Source organism: Candidatus Alkanophaga liquidiphilum (genome assembly GCF_053996935.1).
The window spans coordinates 1-23,347 of the sequence record NZ_JBMXYC010000047.1; the positions used below are offsets into that span (position 1 = coordinate 1).

Here is a 23,347-nt window from a genome sequence, read left to right on the forward strand (position 1 = left end):
AGAACCTCGAAAGCTTGTGCAGGAAGTCATCCCTCTTCCTCTCTATTTTCTCATAGACCTTGCACAGCCGCCTCAACTGCTTCAGCCAGTTCTTCGAGCCTTTTTTCTTCCTCGACAATTTCCGATGTTCAACCCTCAAACGCTCCAAAGCTCGCTCATAGAACCTCGGATTCTCTATCTCTCTACCATCGCTGTCGGTGAGGAAACTCCTCACTCCCACATCTATGCCTATCGCCCTCTCGCTCTCTTTCTTCTCCCTTTCGACCCTTGCCCCCTCAACGCAGATAAGCGCATACCATTCGCCACTCCCGTAGCGCTTTATTATCACCTGCTTTATCTCCCCTCCGACGGCGCGATGAACTCTTATAGGAACTTCCCCAACCTTCGAGATGTAAAGTTTATCTAATCTGCCACCTGTCCTTATTATCTTGAAGCCAGATTGGTTGAGCACGAAACTCTTATACCTCCCGCACTTCTTATACCGCAGCTTCCCAACCTTCCTCCCCTTCTTCTTTAGCTCGTGAAGCACCCTTATGTTCGACCAAACCCGATGGTTCACCATCTGCAAAACCTTAGAGTTGACTTCATTCAGCTCAGGTCTCTCCTCCTTGAGGAGGACGATAAGAGCCTGCGTATCCTTCTGCTTTAGCTTCCTCCCTTCTCCCTCGCCCTGTTCACCTCCTCCAAGAGACGGTTGTAGAGCCACCTGCATCGCTCTAATACGAATGACAACTTCCCCTCCTGCTCCTCCGTCGGATATAACCTGAACTTGTAGGTTATCATTCCACCTCTTGCCTCGAACATAAGATACCACATATAAATACTCTCCCTCCCACCCCCTGCTATGAAAAGGTAGGAATCAGCAGCAACATATTCTTAAATCGTCACCACAGCCATTTTCCGCTTTTTGACATCTACAAAATGTCGCTAAGAGGGCCACCGATTTCAATCGGTGGGTGAATTAGGGGAGGTGGGAGGGAAAGTTTTTTTATGCCTTGAATGCATGTTATTTTAAGCACAGGCGTCCCCTGTGTAAAATGTGCCGCCCGTCAAGAGACTTCCTGCTTTGAGGAAGGTGAGATGGGTGGCAGCGGGGCTCGTGAACAGCCCGACCCCAGCCGTAGTGGCGTGTTTATCTGGGGGAAGCCACTCGTTTTAACGGGTGGTAGTTCACACTCTCTCAAGAATCCCCCTTAAAATCTCCTCATCACTAAGAAATTCTACGTCGAACATCTTTTCGAGTTTAACCTCCACGCCATCCATCCTCACCGTGTTCCCGCTGCACTCCACACCGCTTATCGCACACGGTATTCGAACAGTAGAGATTTCGGTCGTCGGCGTTACGTGCGGGTCTATCGTTATGGTTTTTATTTCAAAGAGACGCCGAGCGGCAGCGAATGGCAACGATGACAGCGGGTCGCTTCCGATGATGAGAGCTGCGTCCGCAAACCCCTCACGCAGGATTTCAGTCATCGAAGCTCCGCTTTTCGCACCGCCACCATCGAATTTCACTTTGTTCGGCAGCGAAGTTTCTTTGAAAAGGGTCTGCGTCATGCCACGCATGTTAAAATGCCCTACCATTGGTATGATATAGGCCTCGCAGCCGCAACGCTCCGTCAGCGTCCTTAGCAACGTTTCCAGCAGCGTAACATCCGCAAGCGAGTAAACGAGACCTAAGCCCGTAAATATGGTTACGAATTCTGCTCTCCGCATTGCGGCGGCGAGTTCCATGACCTCCCGCTTGTCAGTCCCTTGGGGGAGCTGTGGCGCCTTCCCCTCAATGAAGCTTATGAGGGCGTTGATTAACGCCGCATCAGCGCCTGCGGGAATTTTGACTAAGTTCTTGCAGACCTCTGCCGTTGGCGAGCGGCGAACGTCGATGCAAAACGCTTTGCGCTCCTCGTAGCCTTTTTGAATTTTCTTGCCCCGAGGGAAGTAAGAATATTTAGAGAGATGGCGAGGGTGTGAGCTTGCGGGGTCGGCGCCCCAAAAAATAACGAGGTCGGCATTGTCCCTAACGGCGTCGAGTGTGCAGCTTGGGAGTCTACTCTTATAAATGGCTTCAAGGATGACACCTTGGCAGACTGAAGACGTATCGTCCACGAAAGCATTAAGCTCCTTCGCGAGCTTTAAGCCAAGCCTTTGTGCCTCACATGTCGAATTATCAAGCCCGTAAATGACCGGACTACTCGCCTCGCATAAAATCTCGGCAGCCTTCTCTATGGCTGCATCCACGTCAGTAACTCTATCTGCAACCGCCGCCGTAAGCCTGCTTTTCTGCCGGCTTTTGAAAATTCCGTAACCTTTCCTGCAAACGTTCCTTATCTCGGCGCCCACAACTTCAATGTCGTCGCAGAGGCAGGCACAGCCTGGACATGTCGGCATGGTGCTCTTTTCTTCGTGCTACCATTTCTCACTTTCGTTTTTATCATTGCTCGACGGTGGCGTGTTACACAACGCTCCTCGACAATACCTCGCAGTTTCCTCCCTGAATGCTCTTTAATATAATGCGCCTCTTGCTTCCAAAGCTCTTCAAGAAGCTCGTTGGGCATCCGGCGACTCAGACTTTCCCCTTAGTTACCTAACTCTCGCAAAATTTCCCCATGCCTATAGCATAGCTGCTGCGGAACTCGTGTCGCGCCCCCACGCAGCTTTATGATTTGTCCGTAGAGCACACGTCATAAGGGCTGCTTAGCGCCGTGCGAGATAGTGGGTTGGTATTCACGGCGTTGCCCCAGGGTGGAAAACGAAAAGCTTATCCGAGCAACGTTGACAAAGTTGATTTTACAACAGTCAAAAATACTTGCGGTGGGAAAATGCGCATCGAGGAGGTAATTAAGAAAATTGCACCTTTAGACGACGACGCCATGAAAGAAGCTCAGAGGCGGCAGGACTCCTTGATAAAGCCATTGGGCGCCTTAGGGCAGCTTGAGGAACTTTCGATAATGGTGGCAGGCATCACCGGCAACCCTCGCCCAGCAATCGAAAAGAAGATGATAGTCACGATGGCGGGAGACCACGGCGTTATTGAGGAAGACGTGAGCGCATACCCAAGGGAAGTAACACCGCAGATGGTTTACGGCTTTCTCAGCGGCAGAGCGGCAATAAACGTGCTCGCACGACACGTCGGCGCCGAAGTCGTGGTTGTGGATATGGGTGTCGCTCACGACTTTGAAGCGACAGCGTTCGAGCAGGGGCTTATTAACAAGAAAGTCGGCTACGGCACGAATAACATTGCGAAGGGCGCTGCGATGGGCTATAATGACGCCGTCCGCAGCATTGAGGCGGGAATTGAAGTTTTTGAGGAGTTTTGCAGCGATGCCGACATCGTGGGCGTCGGTGACATGGGCATCGGAAACACCACGCCGAGCAGCGCTATTGCGGCGTTCATCACAGGGCGCCCCGTCGAGGAAGTCACGGGTCGTGGCACTGGCGTCGACGACTCGGGGCTGCAACGCAAGATAAATGCGATAAAGCGAGCTTTAGAAGTGAATAAGCCGAGGCGGGACGATGCCATTGACGTACTCGCAAAGCTCGGCGGCTTTGAAATTGGCGGGATGGTGGGCGTGATTCTCGCAGCCGCCGCAAAAAGGACGCCAGTAGTCATCGACGGCTTCATCTCTGGCGCCGCCGCGCTCATCGCTTATGAGCTGATGCCGCAAGTCAAAAATTATTTGATAGCGTCGCACCGCTCCGTAGAAAAAGGACACGATGCCATTTACGAGTATATTGGATTAAAGCCGCTTTTCGACTTGCGGATGCGCCTCGGCGAAGGCACCGGTGCCGCCCTCGCAATTAGTATCGTGGAGGCTGCTTGCAAGATTCTGAACGAAATGGCAACCTTCGAGGAGGCGGGCGTTTCGAAGAAGAAAGAATAAGCACGTGCTGCCGCGGCGGCATTTATCGCAACAGGGTAAAAGGAAAAGAGTTAAGGCGTTTCTGTGTGGATGCTCACGCCAAGAGCGTTAGCAGAAGCGATTACCATTCTACCTCGCAGAAAGCCTCGCAGGGCGGGGATGCGGCGGGTTATCCTGCGGGCAGGGGCTGCGGTGAGCCAGCCCCGTCGTGAAGCTCGGAACCGGAGCGGTGCTCCTCAAGGAGTCGGAGTGGAGAGGCTTAACGTGAAGCTCCCGGCTTAGCCGTGTAGTAGCTCACAAGCGCCACGACGTTTGTGCCGACTCAACACCCCGCAGCTCCGCCCCCCGACGCCTCGAACTTCGGGTGTGTTCTTGAGCCGTTTTGAATTCCTTAGCCTTTTGTGCCGTCAGCTTATAGCTACTGACGTATATCGGCGTATCTGCGTGCTACCACAGAAAACAGGGAAGGGAAAATAGTGGTCTGCACACGCCCTCGTTTTAAGAAATTTGCAAGCTATTGAGACCCGTATTATAAATCTTTGCGTCCTTGAAAAATTTGTTTCCGATTTTTGAAGTTTTGTTTCCGATTTTTGAAGTTTTAAACAATCTAAGGAAATGAAGCGGGCGGGGTTTGGAAAGGAAGCAAAAAATATATATAAGGGTAGCCACGCATGAAAAAAGGGGGATTAACAATGAGAAAAAGGGAGATAATGAGGTCAAGGACGTTAGTGTTCACGGCGGTTCTGGGCGTCGCTGCCGTCCTGCTCCTCGCAAGCACCGCTGTCGCACAACCGGGCAACATTCACAGAGTAAAAGATACAGCGCTCGCAAACGGCGTAGATTACATACAGCTGAATTTCACAGTGTTTAACACCAACAATGATACCAATGTCTCAGTAGTATACGCCAGTTATCCACCTTCATTGAGCTTCGTCACGCTATACGGGTTGAATGCAGGCAGCGGGAACTGGGAAGTAATTAAGGAAGGACCTTCGAAGGATGAAGAATGCACTGTGAACAGAAGTTGGTATACTGTCACGGGCATTCTCTGCCTACGCATAAACTCGACAGAGCCATTGGGCTCGTTTGATGTTCAGTTTAAAGATGTCGGTAACCCCGCAGCAAATTTCAGCACAGCAGAAGATCTGGATTTCGATGCTTCAAGACTTAATTTCAGTGAACCCTCCATAACAACAACCGCCGGACAGGAGTCCACTACAATAACTGTAAGGGCAACGGGCGCTACTGGTAATTACCGGGATACTGAATATGGAGAGATTGTCAGGTTCACGCTGAACAAAACGGCGAACGTATGGCTAATACATGATACAACTATAGCCTCATTCCCTGCCGATGTTCAGATGTCACAAGGTCTCTGCTATATAAAAGTCAACGGCACGCAAGCGGGCGTTTATAACCTGACGGTGAACGTCACGGGAGCGCCGTGGCTGCAGAACGACACAATGCAAATTACAATCAACCCGGCGGCAGCGAGATACATAACTGCTACTGTTGACAGAGACAGTATGGTTGCCGGCGCCACCACGAACTACACCAACTGCACGTTCTATATCCTAGACGTTTTCAACAACATTAACACCACAGCCGTGGCTGATGTGAACATCGCGGTAAGCTCGCCGGCAGCAGGCACGAACGTTACGAATGCTACAACACCGGGAGATTTCGGAGTTAATGCCATGACGTGGCTCGCATTCACAGGAGGGGAAGGCACGTTCCGCATTAGGATAGCGAACGCCACGATGCCGGATGCTTGGGTCACTCAGCCGTGCTTTAACATTACAGTGAACGCCACCGTCGGTGAGGGGACGTGGCTGACGCCGAAGAAGCCTGAAGACGCCGGCTTGCCGGTGCCGTCAGGAATATCCACAGAAGTGAATCTGACGACGAACTCGACAATACTCAGAACGCTTGAAGTCGAGCCTGCCGACGCCAACAAGATAGTTATCCTGAAGCAGTGCAATGACTTCCAGGCTAACAAAAAGATTGAAGAAGCTTACAACATCACAGCGGCCATTAGTGATCAATACGATAACTATTGCATAAAAACGACGAACGCCACCGGCGCACAAATATATGTGACGTTCAACATCACAGACAACAGGACGTATGCGTACCTTTCCGCCGACATAACGCCAGACGACGACACTTCAGGTCCTGTGAACGTGGCAGTAGAAAATACGACGCTCGGCATCGCCATCGCAAAGATTTACCTCTGGTCGGACATACCGATAACGCAGAATTACACTCTCACTGTGAACCTGACGAACCTCCAGGGGCTGACGAACACGAGCACCACAGTTATTGTGACGCCGTGGTACGTGGACCACGTTAAAATAGTTTTCGTTAACATCAACAACGCTACGAAGAGCGAGCTTATCGCAAACGGCTCAGACGTCGCCTATATCATCGCATATCTTGTTGACTCCGATGATAACCCCGTCACGACCGCTGACGGCACGAATTTCACGACGTCGTTCAAGCTCGTTTACGACGCTAATAACAAGTCCGAAGGCTGGATATGCAACGCCTCTGCCTGCGCAAGCAGAATCGGCACGCTTGCAAGTGCCGTTGTCACCGCCGTTCCGACGAACGGAGTCATCTACGGCAATGTAACGGGACTCTACATAAACGCAACGGCGACGAACGCAACCGCATGCACCGACAGCCCGATACAGTCCATGAATGTAGAAGCAAACGCTTCGACGCCTTATGGCTACAAGACCGGCGCCGCTAACATATCAGTCGGTCCTGACGAGCCTGCACAGGTTGACCTTCAGACTACGGTTACTGATGGCATCTGGAAGGTCGACCACCTTGAGCTTGAGCCCTATGCTGGTGCTAATCAGGAGGACGACTCGGGCTTGAGCCTCTTAGTGGTGGTTACAGATGCCTATGACAACATCGTAAGGGACGGCACGCAAGTATGGTTCGGAGCTACGGGCGGCGTCATCAAGACCAATGATTCAATCATAGACGGCAAGGTCGTCGCACTCACGCAGCACGGTTGCGTCATTCCACACGCATACTACAAGCCGATATTCAATTACACTGACTCCGAAGCGCAATACGTCACCGCAAGCATCACCGCTTACTCCGAGAACTCAACGACGCTCATCAGCGACACTGAAACGCTACGCTTCTGGGCGCTTAACGATGTGGACCCATGCAATTGGTCGCTGCCTACCTTCTGCGACGTAGTTGTCGAGGAAGTCGAGACCGGCAAGTGGCAAATCAACGTTTACTTCAAGGCGGAGAAAGGTAATCTTGTCCAGCCATACTGGAACTCTACAGCATACTTCTACACGACTGCCGGCACGATAACGCCGAGCAGCGCCGCATTTGACAACGGCAAGTGCAGCGCAACCCTCGAACTCGACCCCGGCGAGACCGCTGAAGTCGTCGTGAACGTCGGCAACTGGGGCATCCACACAGAGACGCTCTCACGCCCATACGAGTTCGACGACACGCTGCATCTCAAAGCCGGCTGGAACTTCGTATCAGTGCCAAAACTGCTCAACAGCAGCTGCGACCAGTTCAACGAGCTGTTCAACACGTCGCTGTATCCGAACATAAGTTCGATACTCTACTACGACCCGACTACCGGCTGGTCTAGCAAGATAAACACCAGCGACTACATCAACGTGCTCGACGGCTACTGGGTTTACACAACCGAAGCTTACGACATCCCGCTCACTTACGAGAGTGGCATGTTCGTGCCGCCGACCAAGGACCTCGTAGGTGGGGCGTGGAACGCCATCGGCTTCTCAGCTACAGAGCCTTACACGGCAGAAGTGGCTCTCATGTCCGTTGACGAAGACTGGGTGACTGCAATCGGCTGGAACGCTACCGCTCAAGCCTTCGAAGACCCGATAATGAACAATAATGGCGGGTACGGTAACTCTCCGAGCGTCGAGATGTATCCGGGCGAGGGCTACTGGCTCTTCGTCACCGAGAACTGCACGCTTGCGGCACTCAGCGCCTAAACGTAGCAGCCTAAAAGGCCAAAAGCAAAAAATTTAACCCCTTATTTTTTCTGTCTTATTTGGTGAGTAATGATGAGACACGCAATTTTTGTATTGGCAGTAGTGGTGTTAGTAGCTACTGCTGCTGCGAGTATTACGACGGCTCAGCAGCCGCCAGCGCTACCCTGCCAGTTCTACGGCAACGTCACGATTGACGGCGCTCCGGCGCCCGTCGGCACTGAAATCGTTGCGAAAATCGACGGTGAGGTGCGTGGCAATATAACCGTCGTCGAAGAGGGCAAATACGGTGGCTCGCACGCGCAAAAACTCATAGTCGTTGGCAACATGAGCGACGAAGGTAAAAACATAACGTTCTACGTCGATGGTATCAAGGCGGAACAGACTGCCGCCTGGCACTCCGGCGGCATTTTCAAGCTCGACATCAGCGCTAAAACGCAAATGCCCACGCCGACGCCGCCTGGCTTCGAAATCATGTCTTCACTGCTCGCACTCACCGCCGCTCTCCTTGCAGCCAAAGGGAGGAGAAAGGCATGAACGAGTTAATGCGACGCTTGCTAATCTTGTCGGTGGTTCTTGTATTTCATACTGCCTGCGCTCAATATGTCTGTGCTCAATTACCGCCGCTCGCTGTCGTCCATGTCATCGTTACTTACGAAGATGGCACGCCCGTCCCCGATGCACTCGTCGAGATTAAAAACCTGAATACCAATGCCGTCATAAACGACTCCACCGATGAAAACGGTAGCTGTGCGTGCGCAATTCCCAGCTCCGCAGACTGGAAAATCGGCGACGAAATCCTGATAAGCGCCCAAGATGCTTTCGGCAACTACGCCGAAACCAACTTAACTATAAGCTCTGCGGTCTTGAAATATCCATTGATTGAAGTGAGTTTGACGCTCGTAGCGACGCCGCCGCCATCACCAACGCAGTCACCAACGCCATCACCAACGCCATCACCAAGCCTCTCGCCGACGCCCACCACCTCGCCAACCGAATCCCCAACGACAACCACTACAACTACACCAACAGTCCCTTTGCCAACACCTACAGAAATTCCAACGACAACGGAAACGCCAATGTCGCCGACGACCGCAGGAACACCATCCGCAGCGACAACGCCGCCAGAATCACCTTCCGAAACCCCAACATCGCCAACCCCGACGCCCGGTTTTAGCTTGATAATAATGAGCATAGCAACAATAACAGCAATCTATTTAAGGCGCCGCCTGAATGAAAGGAAGTAGAGGTGGTAGGATGAAAGGGATTTTGACGCTCGTAAGCATCGCTGCGCTGCTCTTGGCACTGCTCCCGCTCACAGCGGTTGCGGGTCAGCCTATGCCCAATGAATTTAGGGGGAGCGTTACGGTGAACGGGCTGCCTGCACCTGTTGGCACTGAGATACGTGCTGAGATTGAAGGCGCCGAGGGCAACGTCCAGTGCACGCCAGCAACGGTAACGACGCCGGGGCAATATTCAGGACTCCTCATCTCCTCAGATTTGCGAAATGATGATGGCAAAACTATTAAATTCTACATAAAAGCGCCGGACTTCCATGAGGCTGTGGCTAACGAGACCGCAACTTACAGATACGAAATGTTGCCGCCGCAAACGCTTGACCTGAGTGCCACTGCTGTGCCTGAGCTAATAGCGGAGTGGACGCCTGCGGAGTCTGAAATCGAGGACGACGTTACCGCAATCCGAACCTTCGGAGTCAAGTCCATATCAGAGTGCAACGTCACATGGCTCATCAATGGTAATGTTGTGCAAGAAAACGTGAGCGTGCCCGCCGATACGTGGTGCAATTACACGAACGCAACACTCACAACAGGCGTCTGGAACGTAACCGCAATCGCAAGCAACGAAACTATAACGGTGCAGCACACATGGACGTGGACTGTTAACCCCTTCACAGTCGAACTCGTCGCCGGCTGGAACCTCATTTCCTTCCCGATAATCCCGGTAGATGCGAGCGCCGACGCAGTATTCGCAAGCATTCTCGACAACATGCTCATGGTATATGCCTACGACGCCAGCAAGCCCCTGACCGAGCGGTGGAGTTGGTATGACGGAACCGGCGGCGGCTTCACGGATACTCTCTCGGAAGTGTCGCCGCAGTTTGCCTACTGGGTGCGCATGAACGCCAACGACACACTTGAAATCAGCGGCACTTACGTAGAACCCACTGGCGGAGAATACTTGCTCTACGACGGCTGGAACCTCATCGGCGTCCGCTCAAGAGCTGCCGTTAACGCTTCCAATTACATAAGCGGCACCGTCGTGAAAATCTACACTTGGCAGGACGGCAGCTTCCAAGAAGTTACAGAATTCGAACCCGGCAAGGGCTATTGGGTGCTGATGAGCGGCACCGGCACTTACCCATAATTTTTCTTTTTTTGCTTTTTTCTGAACCTTTCTAATTTGTTATTTAAGGCATCAGTAAGATAAAAGATGGAAAGGCAAGCAAGACCGATATACGACGCCCGCATCTTCTGGAACATAGAGAGGAATTGGTATCGCATGGCAGCTCCTTCTCTCTTTTTCCCCAAAATTCGGGTGCCAGCGCCACGCAAGTTAAATATGGCGAGATACGGGGCTTTTCTGTCCGAAACGTTACAGGAATACGAGATGCGGAACGCCGCTGCCCTCGGTAGTGTTGAGATAGGAACGCACATCTCGCCGGCGCTCGCCTATTTCTTCCTCTTCGGCACCAAGGAACACAACAAAGCCGCAATACTGCTCTTCGGCGGCGGGCATGCTGTCGCCTCTCTAAACTGCTTAGACGACTTTTCTCTGGAGCTCAATTTTTCTTTCGTTTACGTTCACGAGCGAGCAGCGTTAAAGCACATAACAGGAATCGAAGAGCTTGAACAGAGACACCCTAAGACTGCGGAGCCGCTGAAAGAGCTTTGCGTCCACCGACCCGCAAGCGAGGGCGCCCTCCTCGTTGCTGACGTTCAGAAAGAAGTCCTTAGGAATTTGGGCGTCGAATGCGACACGCTGTTTACGTTTTTTTCGCACGCCTCTGCCCTCGTGGACAAAGGCGTTGTGGAAAGAAGCTCCTTCGATGTCTTTTCAAGGCATTTCGACGCTCTTGACGCAGAACGCCTAGGCTGGCGCTCGAGACCCTACGAGGGCATGTTTCCGGAGCTGCCACCGCTGGAGGGTGTGGACGCAAAGGAAGTCTTCGTGGAACGCCTTGAAAGCTGGTTCTACGGAGGGCGCTGGTATTCTAATTTTTCACCGCTCACACGTGCAGACGTCATCTTCGAGAGCATAGGGCGTGAGGAAATACCTCCGACGCCTTCGGAGTCGCTGCGGGCGAAAGTGCGCTACGGCGCCGAGTATGAATACCCAGCGACCCACCGCACGAGGATAATATATGGAGAGGAAGCAAGACGCCCCGCAGTCCTTCCGCCCGGCATCCTCATCGATGCGGACGTTGCGGAACGTATGATAAAAGAGGCTCGTCCACGGTTGTAACCCTTCACTCAAAGCCCCTGCCCCCGCAAAAAAGTTATAAACATGAAAAGAAAATCAATTTAGCCGAGGTGTGCATGTCGCATGCGTATCAGGCAGGCAAGAGCGCAAGAGCTAAAACGTGTCGTTGACCTTTACCTCAATGGCTACAAAGACCTTGGAAATTATTTTTATACACGACGGAAAAACGCCGTTAGATACATAAAGTGGTTGTATCGACGAGACAGGGCGGGCTTTTTCGTCGCCGTCGAAAACAGAAGCGGCGCTAACGCCGATGAAGGCGACGACAGCGGCGGTAGCGGCGCCGAGGACGACCATAGGATAGTGGGTTTTGTCGCCTCCGACGCCTTCTGGCTTTCAGAGAGCGGTAGGGTCGGCGCCATCCACGAGCTCGTCGTCAGCCCCACACGCCGAAATCTTGGAATCGGCAAGACGCTCATGAACGTCGCCATCCACCGTTTCAGGGAGTTAGGACTCGAGCGGGTAGAACTCTGGGTCGGCATCACGAACCCCGCACAAAAGTTCTACGAGACGCTCGGCTTCAAAGCTGAGTTCCAAAGTGGTATTTGGTTGAAGATGACAAAGGTTATTTGATGTTGCGGTTTTTCGTGCCAAGAGGCGTGGCGGTCGTAGGCGCCTCAAACAACGCCGCAAACTTAGGATACGTGGTCATGAAAAACATGCAGGATGCCGGCTTTGCAGGCAAAATCTATCCTGTAAACCCGAAAGATGCTGAAGTGCTCGGCGTGCATGCTTATGGCAGCGTCTCCGAAATTCCCACCTCCGAGCCTGTTGACCTCGCTGTCCTGTTGATTCCGGCGAGCGACGTGCCCAATGTGATGCGAGACTGCGCAGAACGAGGTGTTGAATACGTGATAATCGAATCTGCAGGTTTCTCGGAGGCTGGTGAAGCTGGCAAGAGGCTTGAGGAAGAAGTCATCAAAATCGCTAAGGAAAACAGCATGCGGGTCGTAGGTCCAAATTGCCTCGGGAGCATTAACACCGCTAACAACCTCGTAAGTATCTTCGTCAAGTATCATGCGCGAAAAGGGCACGTAGCGATAATTGCGCAGAGTGGTGGCGTCGGTCTCCTGTTGTTAGACTGGGTTTGCGAGAATTTAGGGTTGAGTAAGTTCGTGGGGCTGGGCAATAAGTGCGACGTGGACGAAGCTGACCTCCTCGAATATCTTGCTGAAGACGCTGAGACGAAGGTCGTGATGATTTACATGGAAGGAGTGAAGAATGGCAGGCGATTGCTCAATGCCGTGAAAATCGCCGTGCGGAAGAAGCCCGTGCTCGTGCTCAAAGCCGGGAGATTCACGACGGGGATGAATGCCGCAAAGTCGCATACTGGCGCCATGATTGCTGACGATAGCGTCGTGGATGCCGCCTTCAAACAGGCGGGAGCGCTCCGTGCCGAGACTCTTGAGGAGCTTTTCGATTATGCGAAGTGCTTTGCGACGCAACCTTTAATGCGAGGGGGGAACATTGCGGTCATGAGCACCTCTGGCGGGCTCGGTGTCGTCGCCGCCGACGCCCTCGGCAAATACGGGCTCAGCCTTGGAAAATTTTCTGTGACGACCCTAAGGGTTATAAAAAGATGCCCTTACCTGAAAGGCAATCCCTTAGACCTCGGGCAGGCGGGCGGCGACTCTGACGTTTATTCTAAAGTTTTAGACGCTCTGCTTGCCGATAGCAATATAGACGGCATCGTAATCGTGGTCGTCTTTTGGGCTGCGGGGCTTGAAAGGGTCGTTGAGGCGCTGAAAGGCGTGGCGGAACGAGAACTAAGGAAGCCGGTGGTGTTCTGTGGCGTCAACGGCATACACGTGATAAAAGACGTTGAAAAGCAGATAAAATCGTTGGAGAGCGCCGGCATCCCAACGTATCCGTCGCCAGAGCGGGCAGTGCGGGCGCTTGCGGCGCTCCGAAAATATACTGTGGTTCGACAAGCGACCGCATAGCAGCCTCAGAAAAGGGGATGCAGTTCGTAAAGGAGTTTCGCAGTAGTCGGAGGGCGTGGCGTTATCAAGCCCGATGCCTTCAGCTCGGCAATTAGCGTGCCGGGCTCGAAACCAAAGCTTTCAGCCACCTCCCTTATTTCGAAGGTACTAACCTTCCTGTCCTCCTCCGCCATCTCCTTTAAACGCTTGAACACCGAAGGCAGCCTGTCCGAAAGCGACTCCCCCAATCGCTCGAAGCAGCGCCGTATCGCCTCCTCCGCACGCCACCGCCCCGTCTCGCAGGCGAGCCTCACAGCCTCCTCCACGACCAGCGGCATGACGTACCGCTCCTCCTCGCCCCCCGGCACGCAGCGCCGCACCCACATCATATCATGACATTCTGACAGCAACAGCCTGTACTCGTTCGCCACCAGCAAAAGCTCCTCGGCATCCCTACCAACAAGCCCCACGACCTCCCTCCGAGACACTACCCTCCCCAAAGACATATAAAGGATCTTTGCAAGTCCTGCGAGCACCTCGTCGGACTCCCGCAGCACGCTCCGAAGCGCCTCCATCAAACGCATCAAACGTTCCTCACGAGCGCCTCCCACCGCACATCCCCCCCCAACCCCGACCTCACCCGCTTACATCTGACGACTAAGTGGGGATTAAAACTTAGTGAGGCGAAAAAGTTTAACCTCTTTAAGGAGGCTGTTGCATCAGTTCCTCTTCTTCTCTCTCAATTTTATCTTATCAAGAAGTGGGAGACCATTATGAGTAGTAAGGATGTGGGGATAGCTTGAAACACATGATATTCCCTTATTATCGTTTCATCTTTTCAGATAGATTAACAGCATCTTTGATAGTCGCCATCTCTTGACTCCTGTCTCTAGAGGGGCGCTTCCTTTAAAAAATTCTCGCTTTTCTTCTTTTACGAAAAGTTTAAATTAAATCCGCAGAGCCGGTGCCGGGGGTCTCTGCTGGGCAATCTCTCGCTTTCACAAGAACATTCGCTTCCGAGCCAAAGTTTTAAAAGTGGGGAAAGGGAGAAAGTCAGTGGAATGCGAGCGAGAGAGCGGGCGAAGGCAAGGAAGGCAGACCTGAGAATATTGAGGCTTTTGGAAGCGCTGCGGAAAGCATCCAGAGAGAACGACGCACGGATATGGCGGGATATTGCGGAGCGCTTAGAGCGACCGAGGAAGAGCTATGCGGAGGATGGCGACACGGTTTTAGTGCTTAAGGTTCTCGGCGCTGGAGAAGAATTAGCAAAGAATAATAAAATCTTAAGAAGTTAACCGAGGCAAAAGAAGGGATAAACGCATGCCTTCGACAATCGTGGTGGGAGGATTTTTTGGAGACGAGGGCAAGGGCAAGATACTCGCATACTTGGCGCTCGCTGACCGCCCTGCAATCGTGGCTCGTGGCGGCGTCGGTCCGAACGCCGGGCATAGCGTCGAGTTCCGTGGCAAAAAGTTCGGGCTAAGGATGGTGCCAAGCGGCTTCATCCACGAAGCGGCTCGCCTTTTAATAGGGGCTGGCGTGCTGGTGAATCCCAACGTCTTCTTGCGCGAGGTCGAGATGCTTGGCGTCGAGAAGCGTGTGGGCGTGGACTTCCGCTGCGGCATCATCGAAGAACGGCACATCGAAGCCGACAGAAGCGACGCCCGCTTGAAGGATAAAATCGGAACGACAGGCACGGGCTGTGGTCCCGCAAATGCTGAACGAGCCTTGCGAAAACTAAAGCAGGCAAAGGACGTGGAGGTGCTGAAGCCGTTCCTCTGCGATGTGCCTGCGGAGCTGAACGCAGCTTTGGACGAGGGGAAGCGGGTGCTGATTGAAGGCACGCAAGGTTTCGGGATCTCCCTGTTCTATGGCACTTACCCGTATGTCACATCAAAAGACACAACAGCATCGCAAATCGCCGCTGACGTCGGTTTGGGTCCTACCAAAGTTGATGAAGTCGTCGTCGTCTTCAAGGCATTTCCGACGAGGGTTGGCGCCGGTCCATTTAAAACGGAAATGAGCGATGCTGAAGCAAAGACGCTGGGCATCGAAGAGTTCGGGACGGTTACAGGCAGGAAACGCCGCATCGGGCGTTGGGACGCAGAGATGGCAAGATATGCGGCGACACTCAATGGCGCGACGCAAATCGCAATCACAGGTATTGACAGGATTGACCCCGTCTGCCGAGGCGTCACTGAGTTCGAAAAGCTCTCTGAAAAGGCGAAAGAGTTCGTGGCGAGGGTTGAGAGGGATGTTGGCGTCCCTGTGACTCTTATTTCCACCGGTCCTGGGCTGAACGAAATCATCGACCTGCGCCGCCGGCGGTGAGCAGTAGCAAACTTTTTAACCAACAAGCAATACTCAGACCAGCGGCATGCATGTGACCCCAATGGGCACGCAATAAGGAGCGGGCGAACTTAAATCGACGATGCTAAAGAACTTTCACGATTTCGAGCGAGAAGTTAATCGCTTTTGCGGAGTGTGTGAGCATGCCAATTGAGATGACGTCGACGCCCGCTGCTGCGAAATCGACGACGTTCTCCAGAGTTATCTCGCCCGAGACCTCCAAGATAACTTTTTCCCGCAACCGCAAATGCTGTAACTCCTCGACCACTCGCCGCACCTCGCTCGCAGTCATGTTGTCAAGCATTATTATGTCAACGCCGAGCTCTGCCGCCCGCACCGCATCCTCAACGCTCTCCACCTCCACCTCTATTTTTCTCGTGAAGCTACAGCGCCGCCTCGCCTCCCTAACTGCGTCTTCTAAGCTCATCAGCTTTAGGTGGTTGTCTTTTATTATGATCGCGTCGTAAAGCCCCAAGCGATGCGGGTCGCCGCCGCCGAGCAGAACTGCCTTCTTCTCGTATTTCCGAAAGCCCGGCGTCGTTTTCCTCGTGCCCGCAATCCGCACCCGCTCGTTCATTTGCCTCGCAGCACGCACGAACTCCGCAGTCAGCGTCGCAATCCCGCTCATTTTCCCAAGGAAGTTCAATGCCAGTCGCTCCGCACTCAGAACCCCAACGCCCGTCCCTTCGACCCTGAGAATTACTTGTCCTTTTCCCACAACGGCGCCGTCCTTAAACTGCGACGCCGCCCGCACACCGAAATACTCAAATACTTGCATCGCTTCCGCAAGTCCTGCAAGCACGCACCGCTCGCTTCCCAATACAACCTCGGCGATGCACTCCCGCTCTGCGACCTCTGGCGGCATGAACGGATACACCTCCACGCCTTCCAAGTCTTCCCGCAAAAACCACTCCAACTCGCTCAGCAACATCCCTTCCCCCCTTCCTCCTTAAAGGGTAAGGTAAGTTAAATCCGCATCGCAAAAATTCATGCTGCTCAGCAGTCTCTCCCTCGAAAATGCTAAAGGTTTTAAAGAACGTAGCACTATATAACTATTGATGGACTTCGGTCAGGAGGTAATAACTACCATACACGATTTTGGGATGGATTTTGAAGGGTTAAGAAGGCGTTTGAGGCGTTTGAGCATAAAATATCCGATGGGCGTAATAATTCCGGTTTTGGAGAGCGAGCTTTCGAGTCCTGCCATTCAGAAAATCGTTAGGGGGTTGAATGAATGTGATTATTTGAAGAAGGTGCTAATTGCCCTTTCTGCGGAGAGTGGTTATGAGTCTGCGTTGGAAACTTTCGAGGAGCTTGAAATGCCGTTTGAGGTAATCTGGTGCAATGGACCTGAAGTCAATGCCCTCCTGGAGGAGTTAAAGAGAGAGGGGCTGGATGTCACGAGACTGAGCGGTAAAGGGAAGGACATATGGATTGCAATCGGTGTTGCATCTCTCGAACTTTATGCCTTCGCCATTCACGACGCCGATATTGCCTATTACTCCGAAATTCTCCCGACAAAGCTCCTTTATCCCGTGGTGGAGCCGCACCTTGATTTCCTTTTCGCTAAAGGCTATTATGCAAGGTTGGACGTCTTAGGGAAGCGGATGTATGGGCGGATTTACCGCCTTTTTATCCTCCCTTTGCTGGAGGCGCTGCATGAGAAGTTCGGACATAAATCAGAATTCCTAAGATATTTACGGGCTTTCAAGTATGCGCTCTCAGGCGAGGTCGCGATTACCAGCGACTTAGCCCTGAACCTACGGATCCCGTGCGACTGGGGTTTGGAGTTAGGGATGCTCGCCGAGCTCTACCGGAACATATCCTACAAGCGCATGTGTCAGGTCGACCTCGGCTTCTACGAGCATAAGCACCGAGAGCTGTGCGAGGAGGAGTTGGTAAAGACCGCCAGCGACTGCCTCTTCACGCTTCTAAGGACGCTTACCGAGACCGACGGCATTGAGGTCACAGACGCTTTCCTAGTGAGCCTCCAAGTGATTTACAGGCGGGTTGCCCAAGACAAAATAAGGCAATATCACGCAGACGCCATTTGCAATGGCCTGAATTACGACAGACATCAGGAAGAAACGCATGCTGAAACCCTCGCAAGGGTTATAGTCGAGGCTGGTAGGAAATATTTGAAGAACCCCACCTCTTCCTTGCTCCCCGACTGGATACGGGCGATTTCAGCAATGCCCGACCTCAGAGAGAGATTGGTGGAGGTTGTCGTCAAATGATTGTCGTCTTCACAGACTTGGACGGCACGCTGCTCGATGAGAATTACTCATACGAAGCTGCAAAGCCCGCTCTGAACTACTTGCTTCGCTCGAACATCCCGATTGTGTTTTGTAGCAGCAAGACGAGGGCTGAAATTGAAGTTTATCGTAGGGAGATGGGCATAAAGGACCCCTTCATCTCGGAAAACGGCGCCGCTATTTTCATTCCCAAATACTACTTCGACTTTCCTTACGCATACACAAAGCAACTCGACGACTACAACGTCATCGAATTGGGCACCGAATATTCGGTATTAAGAGAGACGTTGGAGCGGATAAGACGGACGACGGGTTACGAGATTGTTGGATTTGGGGACATGACTGTAGAAGAGGTGGCAAGGGACTGTGGGCTATCGCTGAAGGAAGCGAAGCTTGCGAAGTTGCGGGAATACGACGAGGCATTTTCCATATTAGAGGGGGATGAAAGGGAGATATTAAGGTTGATAAGAGAGGCGGGGTTGAATTATACAAAAGGAGGTAGATATTACCATATAATCGGCAATAACGATAAAGGACGGGCTGTGCATATCTTAACTGAGTTGTATAGCAAAAAGTTTAAAGATGTAAAAACAATAGGGATAGGAGATAGCTTGAACGACCTTCCGATGTTAATGACGGTGGACATTCCCGTCTTAGTAAAAAAGAGGGATGGGACTTACGATATGGATATTGAACGGATGATGGAAGGTAAGCTCTTAAAGGCAGAAGGCATAGGTCCAAGCGGGTGGAAATGGGCGATAGAGAATATTGTTATTAAGGGGAAGGGCGATGAAAAGTAAAACCTTGGCAAAGGCACTTCTCATAGGTATGATCGAGATAAGCAGTAGGGTTGGAGCTCAAGGATTATACGATTGGTTGTGGACAATCGGTGAGAGACTGGCAGAAATGGAGGGGAAAGGGTTAGAGGGGGAAAAAAGCGGAGACTTGCGTTACGAACCCTTTTGCCCGCTCGCCGCGCAGCTCGAAACGACACACTATTGCGAAATCCTGCCGGGGCAGGAAAGCATATGCGTGGAGATTCCAAGAGCGGGGGGTGCGGACAAGCCTGCATGCGCCGACATCATTTGTGTGGTGCATCACGCCTACCGGCGAAAGCGGGCGGAGCTTGCTGGTAAGGAGTGCGTCCATCTTGCCGCAAAGTGCCCCATGACCGGAAGCATGGCCTTCAACGAAGAAGCGATAAGAGCCGTGGGTAAGAGCAAGAAGGAAATTGAAAAGCTTCTGAAGACGAAAGCCGTCTGCGTTTTCATGTATCTGGAAAGCGATGAGATATAATTATGGACGACATGTCGCTTTTCTTTACTTTTTAGAAATTTTTAAATCATCCGAAAGTTATATTATAACAATCTGCTAAAGTGAGCTCTGCCGCATGCGGCAGCATTATGGTTCCATGCTGTAAAGGGAGAGAGCATGAATGAGAAAAAGGCTGATAAGTTATACCGGCACAGCATCACAGTCATAAAGGAAAATCAGCATAAAAATGGGGGCTTCTACGCAAGCCCGCCCGGCACGAGATATCCTTACATTTATACTCGTGATCACTCTGTCATCACACTTGGCGCCCTCGATGCAAGAATGTTTAAGGAGGCGCGGCGGGCGTTGGTGTTCATCTTAGATGCGCAAAAGCCGAGCGGGGAGTTCTCGCAACGCTACGATACCGATGGCGTGGACACGAGTTACAAGGACTTACAAATCGACGGCAACGGGCTCGTGCTCTTTACGCTCGGCAAATATTACGAGGTAACGAAAGACGATGAGTTATGCATCGAGTTCTGGGACGTCATTGAGAGGGCTGTCGAGTATATACTGCGGCACAAGAATGACGAGATAGATTTAATACACACGCTCAACAGCATCCATGAGTATCCCGCATATGAGCACGGCTTTGAGATTTTTGCGAATGCCGCTTGCTGCGCCGGAATATTTGCAGCTGTCAAGATGGGAAAGGCGCTGGACAAGGACGTCCGCAGGTGGGAGAAAGAAGCCGAAAAAGTCAAGAACGCCATCTTCACTCGCCTCTGGAGCTCAAGGCTCCGCTCCTTCATCAAAAATATCAGAATCAAACACCAGAACAGCAAGCCCTTAGGCTACGACCCATTGGTCTCAGTCGTTACCGACGTCGACGTTGCGGAATACTCGCCTGCCTACTTTGGGCTTATTGCTGATGATGACCTCAGAATCGTAAGCACCGCCCGTCGTATTCACCGTGCCCTCTGGGACGAGGAGCTTGGCGGGCTGAACCGCTACCCAGAATACTGGGACCGTAACAACGGCGGCTACGGACCGTGGCCGCACTTCACGCTGCAGTTGGCGAGACATTTCATCAATATCGGCGACGAAGATACCGCAGAGCAATATATTGGGTGGTGTGTGGAAATTGCTTATGAGGACTTGCTGCCTGAGCATATTTCAACCATCGAGCGCTTCGAACTCTGGCTCGAAACCTACCGGAATGCCAATATCCTTACCGACAAGAAACTAGTGATGATAAACGGCATAAAGCAGCACCCGAAGTGGAAGGACGGTTTTGCCTATGTGACGACGCCGCTCCTCTGGCCGCACGCCGAATATATTCGGACATATAGCTTATGGCTGAGAACTTTTAGATGAGTCTGTAATTTGATGAAGTTGCTTTAACTTTATCGGCAGGAAATCTCCTTCCCGGAAGGAGAAGCTAAGAGCTGGAATTGTCGGCTCTTTGTTCTTGTATGTATGTGGGGCGGAGTGCCTATGGACGTCTGTAGAGGGGCGGCGAGGCGGTTGAGAAGGCAGTCGATGAGAGCAAGGCTCTCTCGTGAAGTAGAAGTCCTCCCGCAGCTTCGGGCAAAATGCGCGCCGAAGGTATGTTGGCGTAAAATAGCAGAGGAAAAGTCAGAAGCCCATTTCGAAAGGGGAGGAAGTCTCTCTCACTTTCTGCTTAACACCACTACTGATGCCAGAAACGAGCGCGCATTCTGCCCTAAATAAACCCTCGCAACTCAGCCACGGAATCTAAAATCAAGTCAGGCTTCACTTCAGCCTTCTCCAAAGCTTCCTTGCGGAACTTCCCTGTTTTCACGAGTATGCCCTTCATTCCGAGCTTCTTGCCGCCTGCAACGTCGCTCACCACGTCATCGCCTATCACAGCCGCTTCCTCAGCCTTCACACTCATGTCTCGAAGCGCAAGCTCAAAGAAATTTCTGGAAGGCTTCCCAATGAGCTTAGCTTCTACGCCCGCTGCGTATTCGACGGCGGCAACGAAAGGCCCAGCCCCAAGCATTAAACCGTCAGAACCCATCCAATATCTGTCTTTTTCCATGGCGACAAGCTCCGCACCGTCTAAAACAAAACGAAACGCCTTGTTAAGGCTTGCATACGTGAAGTTGTCGCCTGCATCGCCCAAGACCACAAACTTTGGGCTTTTATCGGTTATTATAACGCCAACCTCCTCAAAATCCTTGTGAACGTCCCCTGTGGTGAGTAAAAAACACTTGGGCTCATACTCCAGCTCTTTGGCTTTGTTCGTCACATAACGAGCCGTTGCAAGCGGCGCACTGAAAATTTCAGCCTCAGAAACTTCAAAGCCGAGACCTTTAAGCCTTTCACAAAGAGAGTGGCGGCTCCTCCTTGTTGCGTTCGTCACGATTCTGAACTTGTATCCCCTCTCCCGCAGGAAGGTAATAATCTCGTTCGCGCCCTCCACCGGACTCTTCCCGACGTAGAGCGTGCCGTCCATGTCTATCAGAAACGCCCTCACGCCTTCAAGCACGCCGCCGTCCACGTGCACACCCCCCTATGCCAAAAAATTGGATAAAAGTATGTAATTAAGCTTCTTGTAAACTGGGAGATACTCCGCCATCCCCCTCACAACACGGCGACGCTTGCGAAAATCCCGACAGCTAACGTGCCGAGCATCCCGCTTATGCCGTGCACGCCCCAAACGTCTAAGGGGGCGTTCATGTTCTTTTTCATTCGGACTGCGAAATAGCAGACGATGCCCGCACCAATTCCTATTGCAATCGCCGCAGCAAAGGCGATACGAAACCTGCGGCGCGGGGCGAGTCCTGCGATGTCGCCTGTTATCGTTCCCAAAGTGCTCGGCTCCCCCTCCCGAAGCCGGCTCAAAATCATCCATGTGAGCGCCGCAGAAGCCGCCGCCGTGTTTGTCGTGACGAAGGCGTTCGCCGCCAAGCCGCCGATTACGCACCATTCCTCCGTAGAACAGGCTATTTTGTCCAATTATGCCCGTGATGGGGTGAAAATATTGCGTATATAAATAATTTTTGGAAATTTCGTCTCATATTGAATGTTGCATGTGGGGCAATGTTTAAGCAACGCCTTAATTGAAGAGCGGGCAAAATTGTTTGCTGCCTCTTGTAAACGCCTTTACGCCATTCGCACCTGATAAAAGTAAAAATGACAATCGTGTTTTGATGATCAACATTCGGGGATACTTGCGAGGGATAAAATTCCACATCGCGCTCTCGGCTCTTACGTTCTTGCTCTCAGGAGTGTTTGGCTACTTCTACACGATGACGTATCCTGAAAACGCTTCTACGCTCATTGATATCATAAGCGAGGCTTTCCGCCCGATTATGGAGATGAGCAGCCCCCAAATCGCTCTTTACATTTTCTTCCATAACACCTTGCTGAGCTTGGTTGCGATGCTCTTGGGTGTGGCTCTCGGTATAGTTCCAATACTGTTTGCAGCGTCCAACGGCGCACTTTTGGGGATATTAGCAGCAGTCGTCAGGGAGCGGCTTGGCTGGGCGGCCTTCGTCATCGGCGTGCTGCCGCACGGCGTCCTTGAAGTCCCAGCCATGATTCTAAGTATCGCCGTGGGCATAAAATTCGGGCACGAAACGCTGAACGCCGCCCTCGGCAGAAACGATAAGAAAAAGCTCAAAATAGAGCTTTTAGAGGGGTTAAGATTTTTTGCTGCCGTAGTCGTGCCGCTGCTCGCCGTTGCTGCTGCCATCGAAGCATTTATAACATTCCCGCTGACCCTGCCATACATGCAATATTAAAAATATCAGGGAAAATATTGATGAGGAAATATGTTCGAGCCGAAGATAGTAGCTTTTTGCTGCAACTGGTGTTCCTATGCAGGCGCCGACCTCGCAGGCGTCTCCCGCTTCCAGTATCCGACGAACGTCCGCATCATCAGGGTGATGTGTTCGGGGAGGGTGGAGCCGTCGTTCATCCTCGAATCGTTTAAAAACGGGGCGGACGGCGTCCTCGTCGCCGGCTGCCACATCGGCGACTGCCATTACCAGACAGGAAATTTAAAGGCTGAAGAGCGAGTGAAACGCACAAAAAAAGCTTTGGAGCTGCTGGGCATTGAGGCGGAACGCCTTCGTTTGGAGTGGATTTCCGCCTCTGAGGGGCAAAAGTTCGCAAACGTCGTGCGCGAGTTTACTGAGACCGTGAAAACTTTGGGACCACTGAACCTAAAGCGGTGA

24 protein-coding genes are annotated in these 23,347 nt (G+C 52.2%); 15 read left to right on the forward strand and 9 right to left on the reverse strand.

The window, feature by feature from the left end; all coding sequences use genetic code 11:
* The 3 genes from ACXJJA_RS06050 to ACXJJA_RS06060 form a co-directional block, all read right to left on the reverse strand.
* The coding region (locus ACXJJA_RS06050) for an RNA-guided endonuclease InsQ/TnpB family protein (RefSeq protein ID WP_456487321.1) at positions 1-712 on the reverse strand (712 nt) is incomplete at its 3' end.
* Positions 646-804 carry a helix-turn-helix domain-containing protein gene (locus ACXJJA_RS06055; RefSeq protein WP_456487322.1) on the reverse strand — a complete coding sequence of 53 codons (159 nt, stop codon included), beginning with the start codon at positions 802-804 and terminating at the stop codon, positions 646-648. The genes ACXJJA_RS06050 and ACXJJA_RS06055, both read right to left, overlap by 67 nt.
* A gap of 366 nt (positions 805-1,170) precedes the next feature.
* Complete coding sequence (locus ACXJJA_RS06060; RefSeq protein ID WP_456487323.1) at positions 1,171-2,385, reverse strand: formylmethanofuran dehydrogenase subunit B; 1,215 nt, start codon at positions 2,383-2,385, stop codon at positions 1,171-1,173.
* A 431-nt stretch (positions 2,386-2,816) separates the two neighbouring features.
* On the opposite strand from ACXJJA_RS06060, the gene cobT reads away from it, so the two are divergent.
* The 3 genes from cobT (at position 2,817) to ACXJJA_RS06075 (ending at position 8,395) form a co-directional block, all read left to right on the forward strand.
* The gene (gene cobT / locus ACXJJA_RS06065; protein ID WP_456487324.1) at positions 2,817-3,878 is read left to right on the forward strand and encodes a nicotinate-nucleotide--dimethylbenzimidazole phosphoribosyltransferase; all 1,062 of its coding nucleotides are present in this window, start codon (positions 2,817-2,819) and stop codon (positions 3,876-3,878) included.
* Between the two features lie 689 nt (positions 3,879-4,567).
* The gene (locus tag ACXJJA_RS06070; RefSeq protein WP_456487325.1) at positions 4,568-7,861 is read left to right on the forward strand and encodes a hypothetical protein; all 3,294 of its coding nucleotides are present in this window, start codon (positions 4,568-4,570) and stop codon (positions 7,859-7,861) included.
* A gap of 93 nt (positions 7,862-7,954) precedes the next feature.
* On the forward strand, positions 7,955-8,395 hold the full coding sequence (locus tag ACXJJA_RS06075; RefSeq protein WP_456487326.1) for a hypothetical protein: 441 nt from the start codon (positions 7,955-7,957) through the stop codon (positions 8,393-8,395).
* 80 nt (positions 8,396-8,475) lie between these two features.
* Here the strand turns inward: ACXJJA_RS06075 and ACXJJA_RS06080 are convergent, their stop codons facing one another.
* Entirely contained in the window at positions 8,476-8,673 is a 198-nt protein-coding gene (locus ACXJJA_RS06080; protein ID WP_456487327.1) for a hypothetical protein, read from the reverse strand.
* A gap of 14 nt (positions 8,674-8,687) precedes the next feature.
* Positions 8,688-9,053 carry a hypothetical protein gene (locus tag ACXJJA_RS06085; RefSeq protein ID WP_456487328.1) on the reverse strand — a complete coding sequence of 122 codons (366 nt, stop codon included), beginning with the start codon at positions 9,051-9,053 and terminating at the stop codon, positions 8,688-8,690.
* A gap of 62 nt (positions 9,054-9,115) precedes the next feature.
* Between ACXJJA_RS06085 and ACXJJA_RS06090 the strand changes: the two genes are divergently transcribed.
* The 4 genes from ACXJJA_RS06090 (at position 9,116) to ACXJJA_RS06105 (ending at position 13,302) form a co-directional block, all read left to right on the forward strand.
* Complete coding sequence (locus ACXJJA_RS06090; protein ID WP_456487329.1) at positions 9,116-10,243, forward strand: hypothetical protein; 1,128 nt, start codon at positions 9,116-9,118, stop codon at positions 10,241-10,243.
* Positions 10,244-10,309: 66 nt separating this feature from the next.
* Positions 10,310-11,341, forward strand: a complete 1,032-nt coding sequence (locus ACXJJA_RS06095; protein WP_456487330.1) for a hypothetical protein — start codon at positions 10,310-10,312, stop codon at positions 11,339-11,341.
* A gap of 81 nt (positions 11,342-11,422) precedes the next feature.
* The gene (locus ACXJJA_RS06100; RefSeq protein ID WP_456487331.1) at positions 11,423-11,932 is read left to right on the forward strand and encodes a GNAT family N-acetyltransferase; all 510 of its coding nucleotides are present in this window, start codon (positions 11,423-11,425) and stop codon (positions 11,930-11,932) included.
* Positions 11,932-13,302 (forward strand): acetate--CoA ligase family protein, encoded by a 1,371-nt coding sequence (locus ACXJJA_RS06105; RefSeq protein ID WP_456487332.1) that lies wholly within the window; start codon positions 11,932-11,934, stop codon positions 13,300-13,302. The genes ACXJJA_RS06100 and ACXJJA_RS06105 overlap by 1 nt, the downstream gene beginning before the upstream one ends.
* A 5-nt stretch (positions 13,303-13,307) precedes the next feature.
* Here the strand turns inward: ACXJJA_RS06105 and ACXJJA_RS06110 are convergent, their stop codons facing one another.
* Entirely contained in the window at positions 13,308-13,865 is a 558-nt protein-coding gene (locus ACXJJA_RS06110) for a hypothetical protein (RefSeq protein WP_456487333.1), read from the reverse strand.
* Between the two features lie 477 nt (positions 13,866-14,342).
* On the opposite strand from ACXJJA_RS06110, the gene ACXJJA_RS06115 reads away from it, so the two are divergent.
* The gene (locus ACXJJA_RS06115; RefSeq protein WP_456487334.1) at positions 14,343-14,576 is read left to right on the forward strand and encodes a hypothetical protein; all 234 of its coding nucleotides are present in this window, start codon (positions 14,343-14,345) and stop codon (positions 14,574-14,576) included.
* 25 nt (positions 14,577-14,601) lie between these two features.
* Positions 14,602-15,612 (forward strand): adenylosuccinate synthetase, encoded by a 1,011-nt coding sequence (locus ACXJJA_RS06120; protein WP_456487335.1) that lies wholly within the window; start codon positions 14,602-14,604, stop codon positions 15,610-15,612.
* Positions 15,613-15,715: 103 nt separating this feature from the next.
* On the opposite strand, the gene nadC is transcribed toward ACXJJA_RS06120, so the two are convergent.
* Positions 15,716-16,561 (reverse strand): carboxylating nicotinate-nucleotide diphosphorylase, encoded by an 846-nt coding sequence (gene nadC / locus ACXJJA_RS06125; RefSeq protein WP_456487336.1) that lies wholly within the window; start codon positions 16,559-16,561, stop codon positions 15,716-15,718.
* Between the two features lie 127 nt (positions 16,562-16,688).
* Between nadC and ACXJJA_RS06130 the strand changes: the two genes are divergently transcribed.
* The 4 genes from ACXJJA_RS06130 (at position 16,689) to ACXJJA_RS06145 (ending at position 20,516) form a co-directional block, all read left to right on the forward strand.
* Positions 16,689-17,867 (forward strand): glucosyl-3-phosphoglycerate synthase, encoded by a 1,179-nt coding sequence (locus ACXJJA_RS06130; RefSeq protein WP_456487337.1) that lies wholly within the window; start codon positions 16,689-16,691, stop codon positions 17,865-17,867.
* Entirely contained in the window at positions 17,864-18,685 is an 822-nt protein-coding gene (gene mpgP / locus ACXJJA_RS06135) for a mannosyl-3-phosphoglycerate phosphatase (protein ID WP_456487338.1), read from the forward strand. The genes ACXJJA_RS06130 and mpgP overlap by 4 nt, the downstream gene beginning before the upstream one ends.
* Positions 18,675-19,181 (forward strand): hypothetical protein, encoded by a 507-nt coding sequence (locus tag ACXJJA_RS06140; RefSeq protein ID WP_456487339.1) that lies wholly within the window; start codon positions 18,675-18,677, stop codon positions 19,179-19,181. The genes mpgP and ACXJJA_RS06140 overlap by 11 nt, the downstream gene beginning before the upstream one ends.
* Positions 19,182-19,316: 135 nt before the next feature.
* Entirely contained in the window at positions 19,317-20,516 is a 1,200-nt protein-coding gene (locus ACXJJA_RS06145; protein ID WP_456487340.1) for a glycoside hydrolase family 15 protein, read from the forward strand.
* Between the two features lie 349 nt (positions 20,517-20,865).
* Here the strand turns inward: ACXJJA_RS06145 and ACXJJA_RS06150 are convergent, their stop codons facing one another.
* On the reverse strand, positions 20,866-21,666 hold the full coding sequence (locus tag ACXJJA_RS06150) for a TIGR01458 family HAD-type hydrolase (protein WP_456487341.1): 801 nt from the start codon (positions 21,664-21,666) through the stop codon (positions 20,866-20,868).
* Positions 21,667-21,749: 83 nt separating this feature from the next.
* Positions 21,750-22,124, reverse strand: a complete 375-nt coding sequence (locus tag ACXJJA_RS06155) for an ammonium transporter family protein (RefSeq protein WP_456487342.1) — start codon at positions 22,122-22,124, stop codon at positions 21,750-21,752.
* A 194-nt stretch (positions 22,125-22,318) separates the two neighbouring features.
* Here ACXJJA_RS06155 and ACXJJA_RS06160 point away from each other — a divergent pair, with 194 nt between their 5' ends.
* A complete protein-coding gene (locus ACXJJA_RS06160) occupies positions 22,319-22,912 on the forward strand; it encodes a stage II sporulation protein M (protein WP_456487343.1) in 594 nt (197 codons plus the stop codon).
* Between the two features lie 30 nt (positions 22,913-22,942).
* A complete protein-coding gene (locus ACXJJA_RS06165) occupies positions 22,943-23,347 on the forward strand; it encodes a hydrogenase iron-sulfur subunit (protein WP_456487344.1) in 405 nt (134 codons plus the stop codon).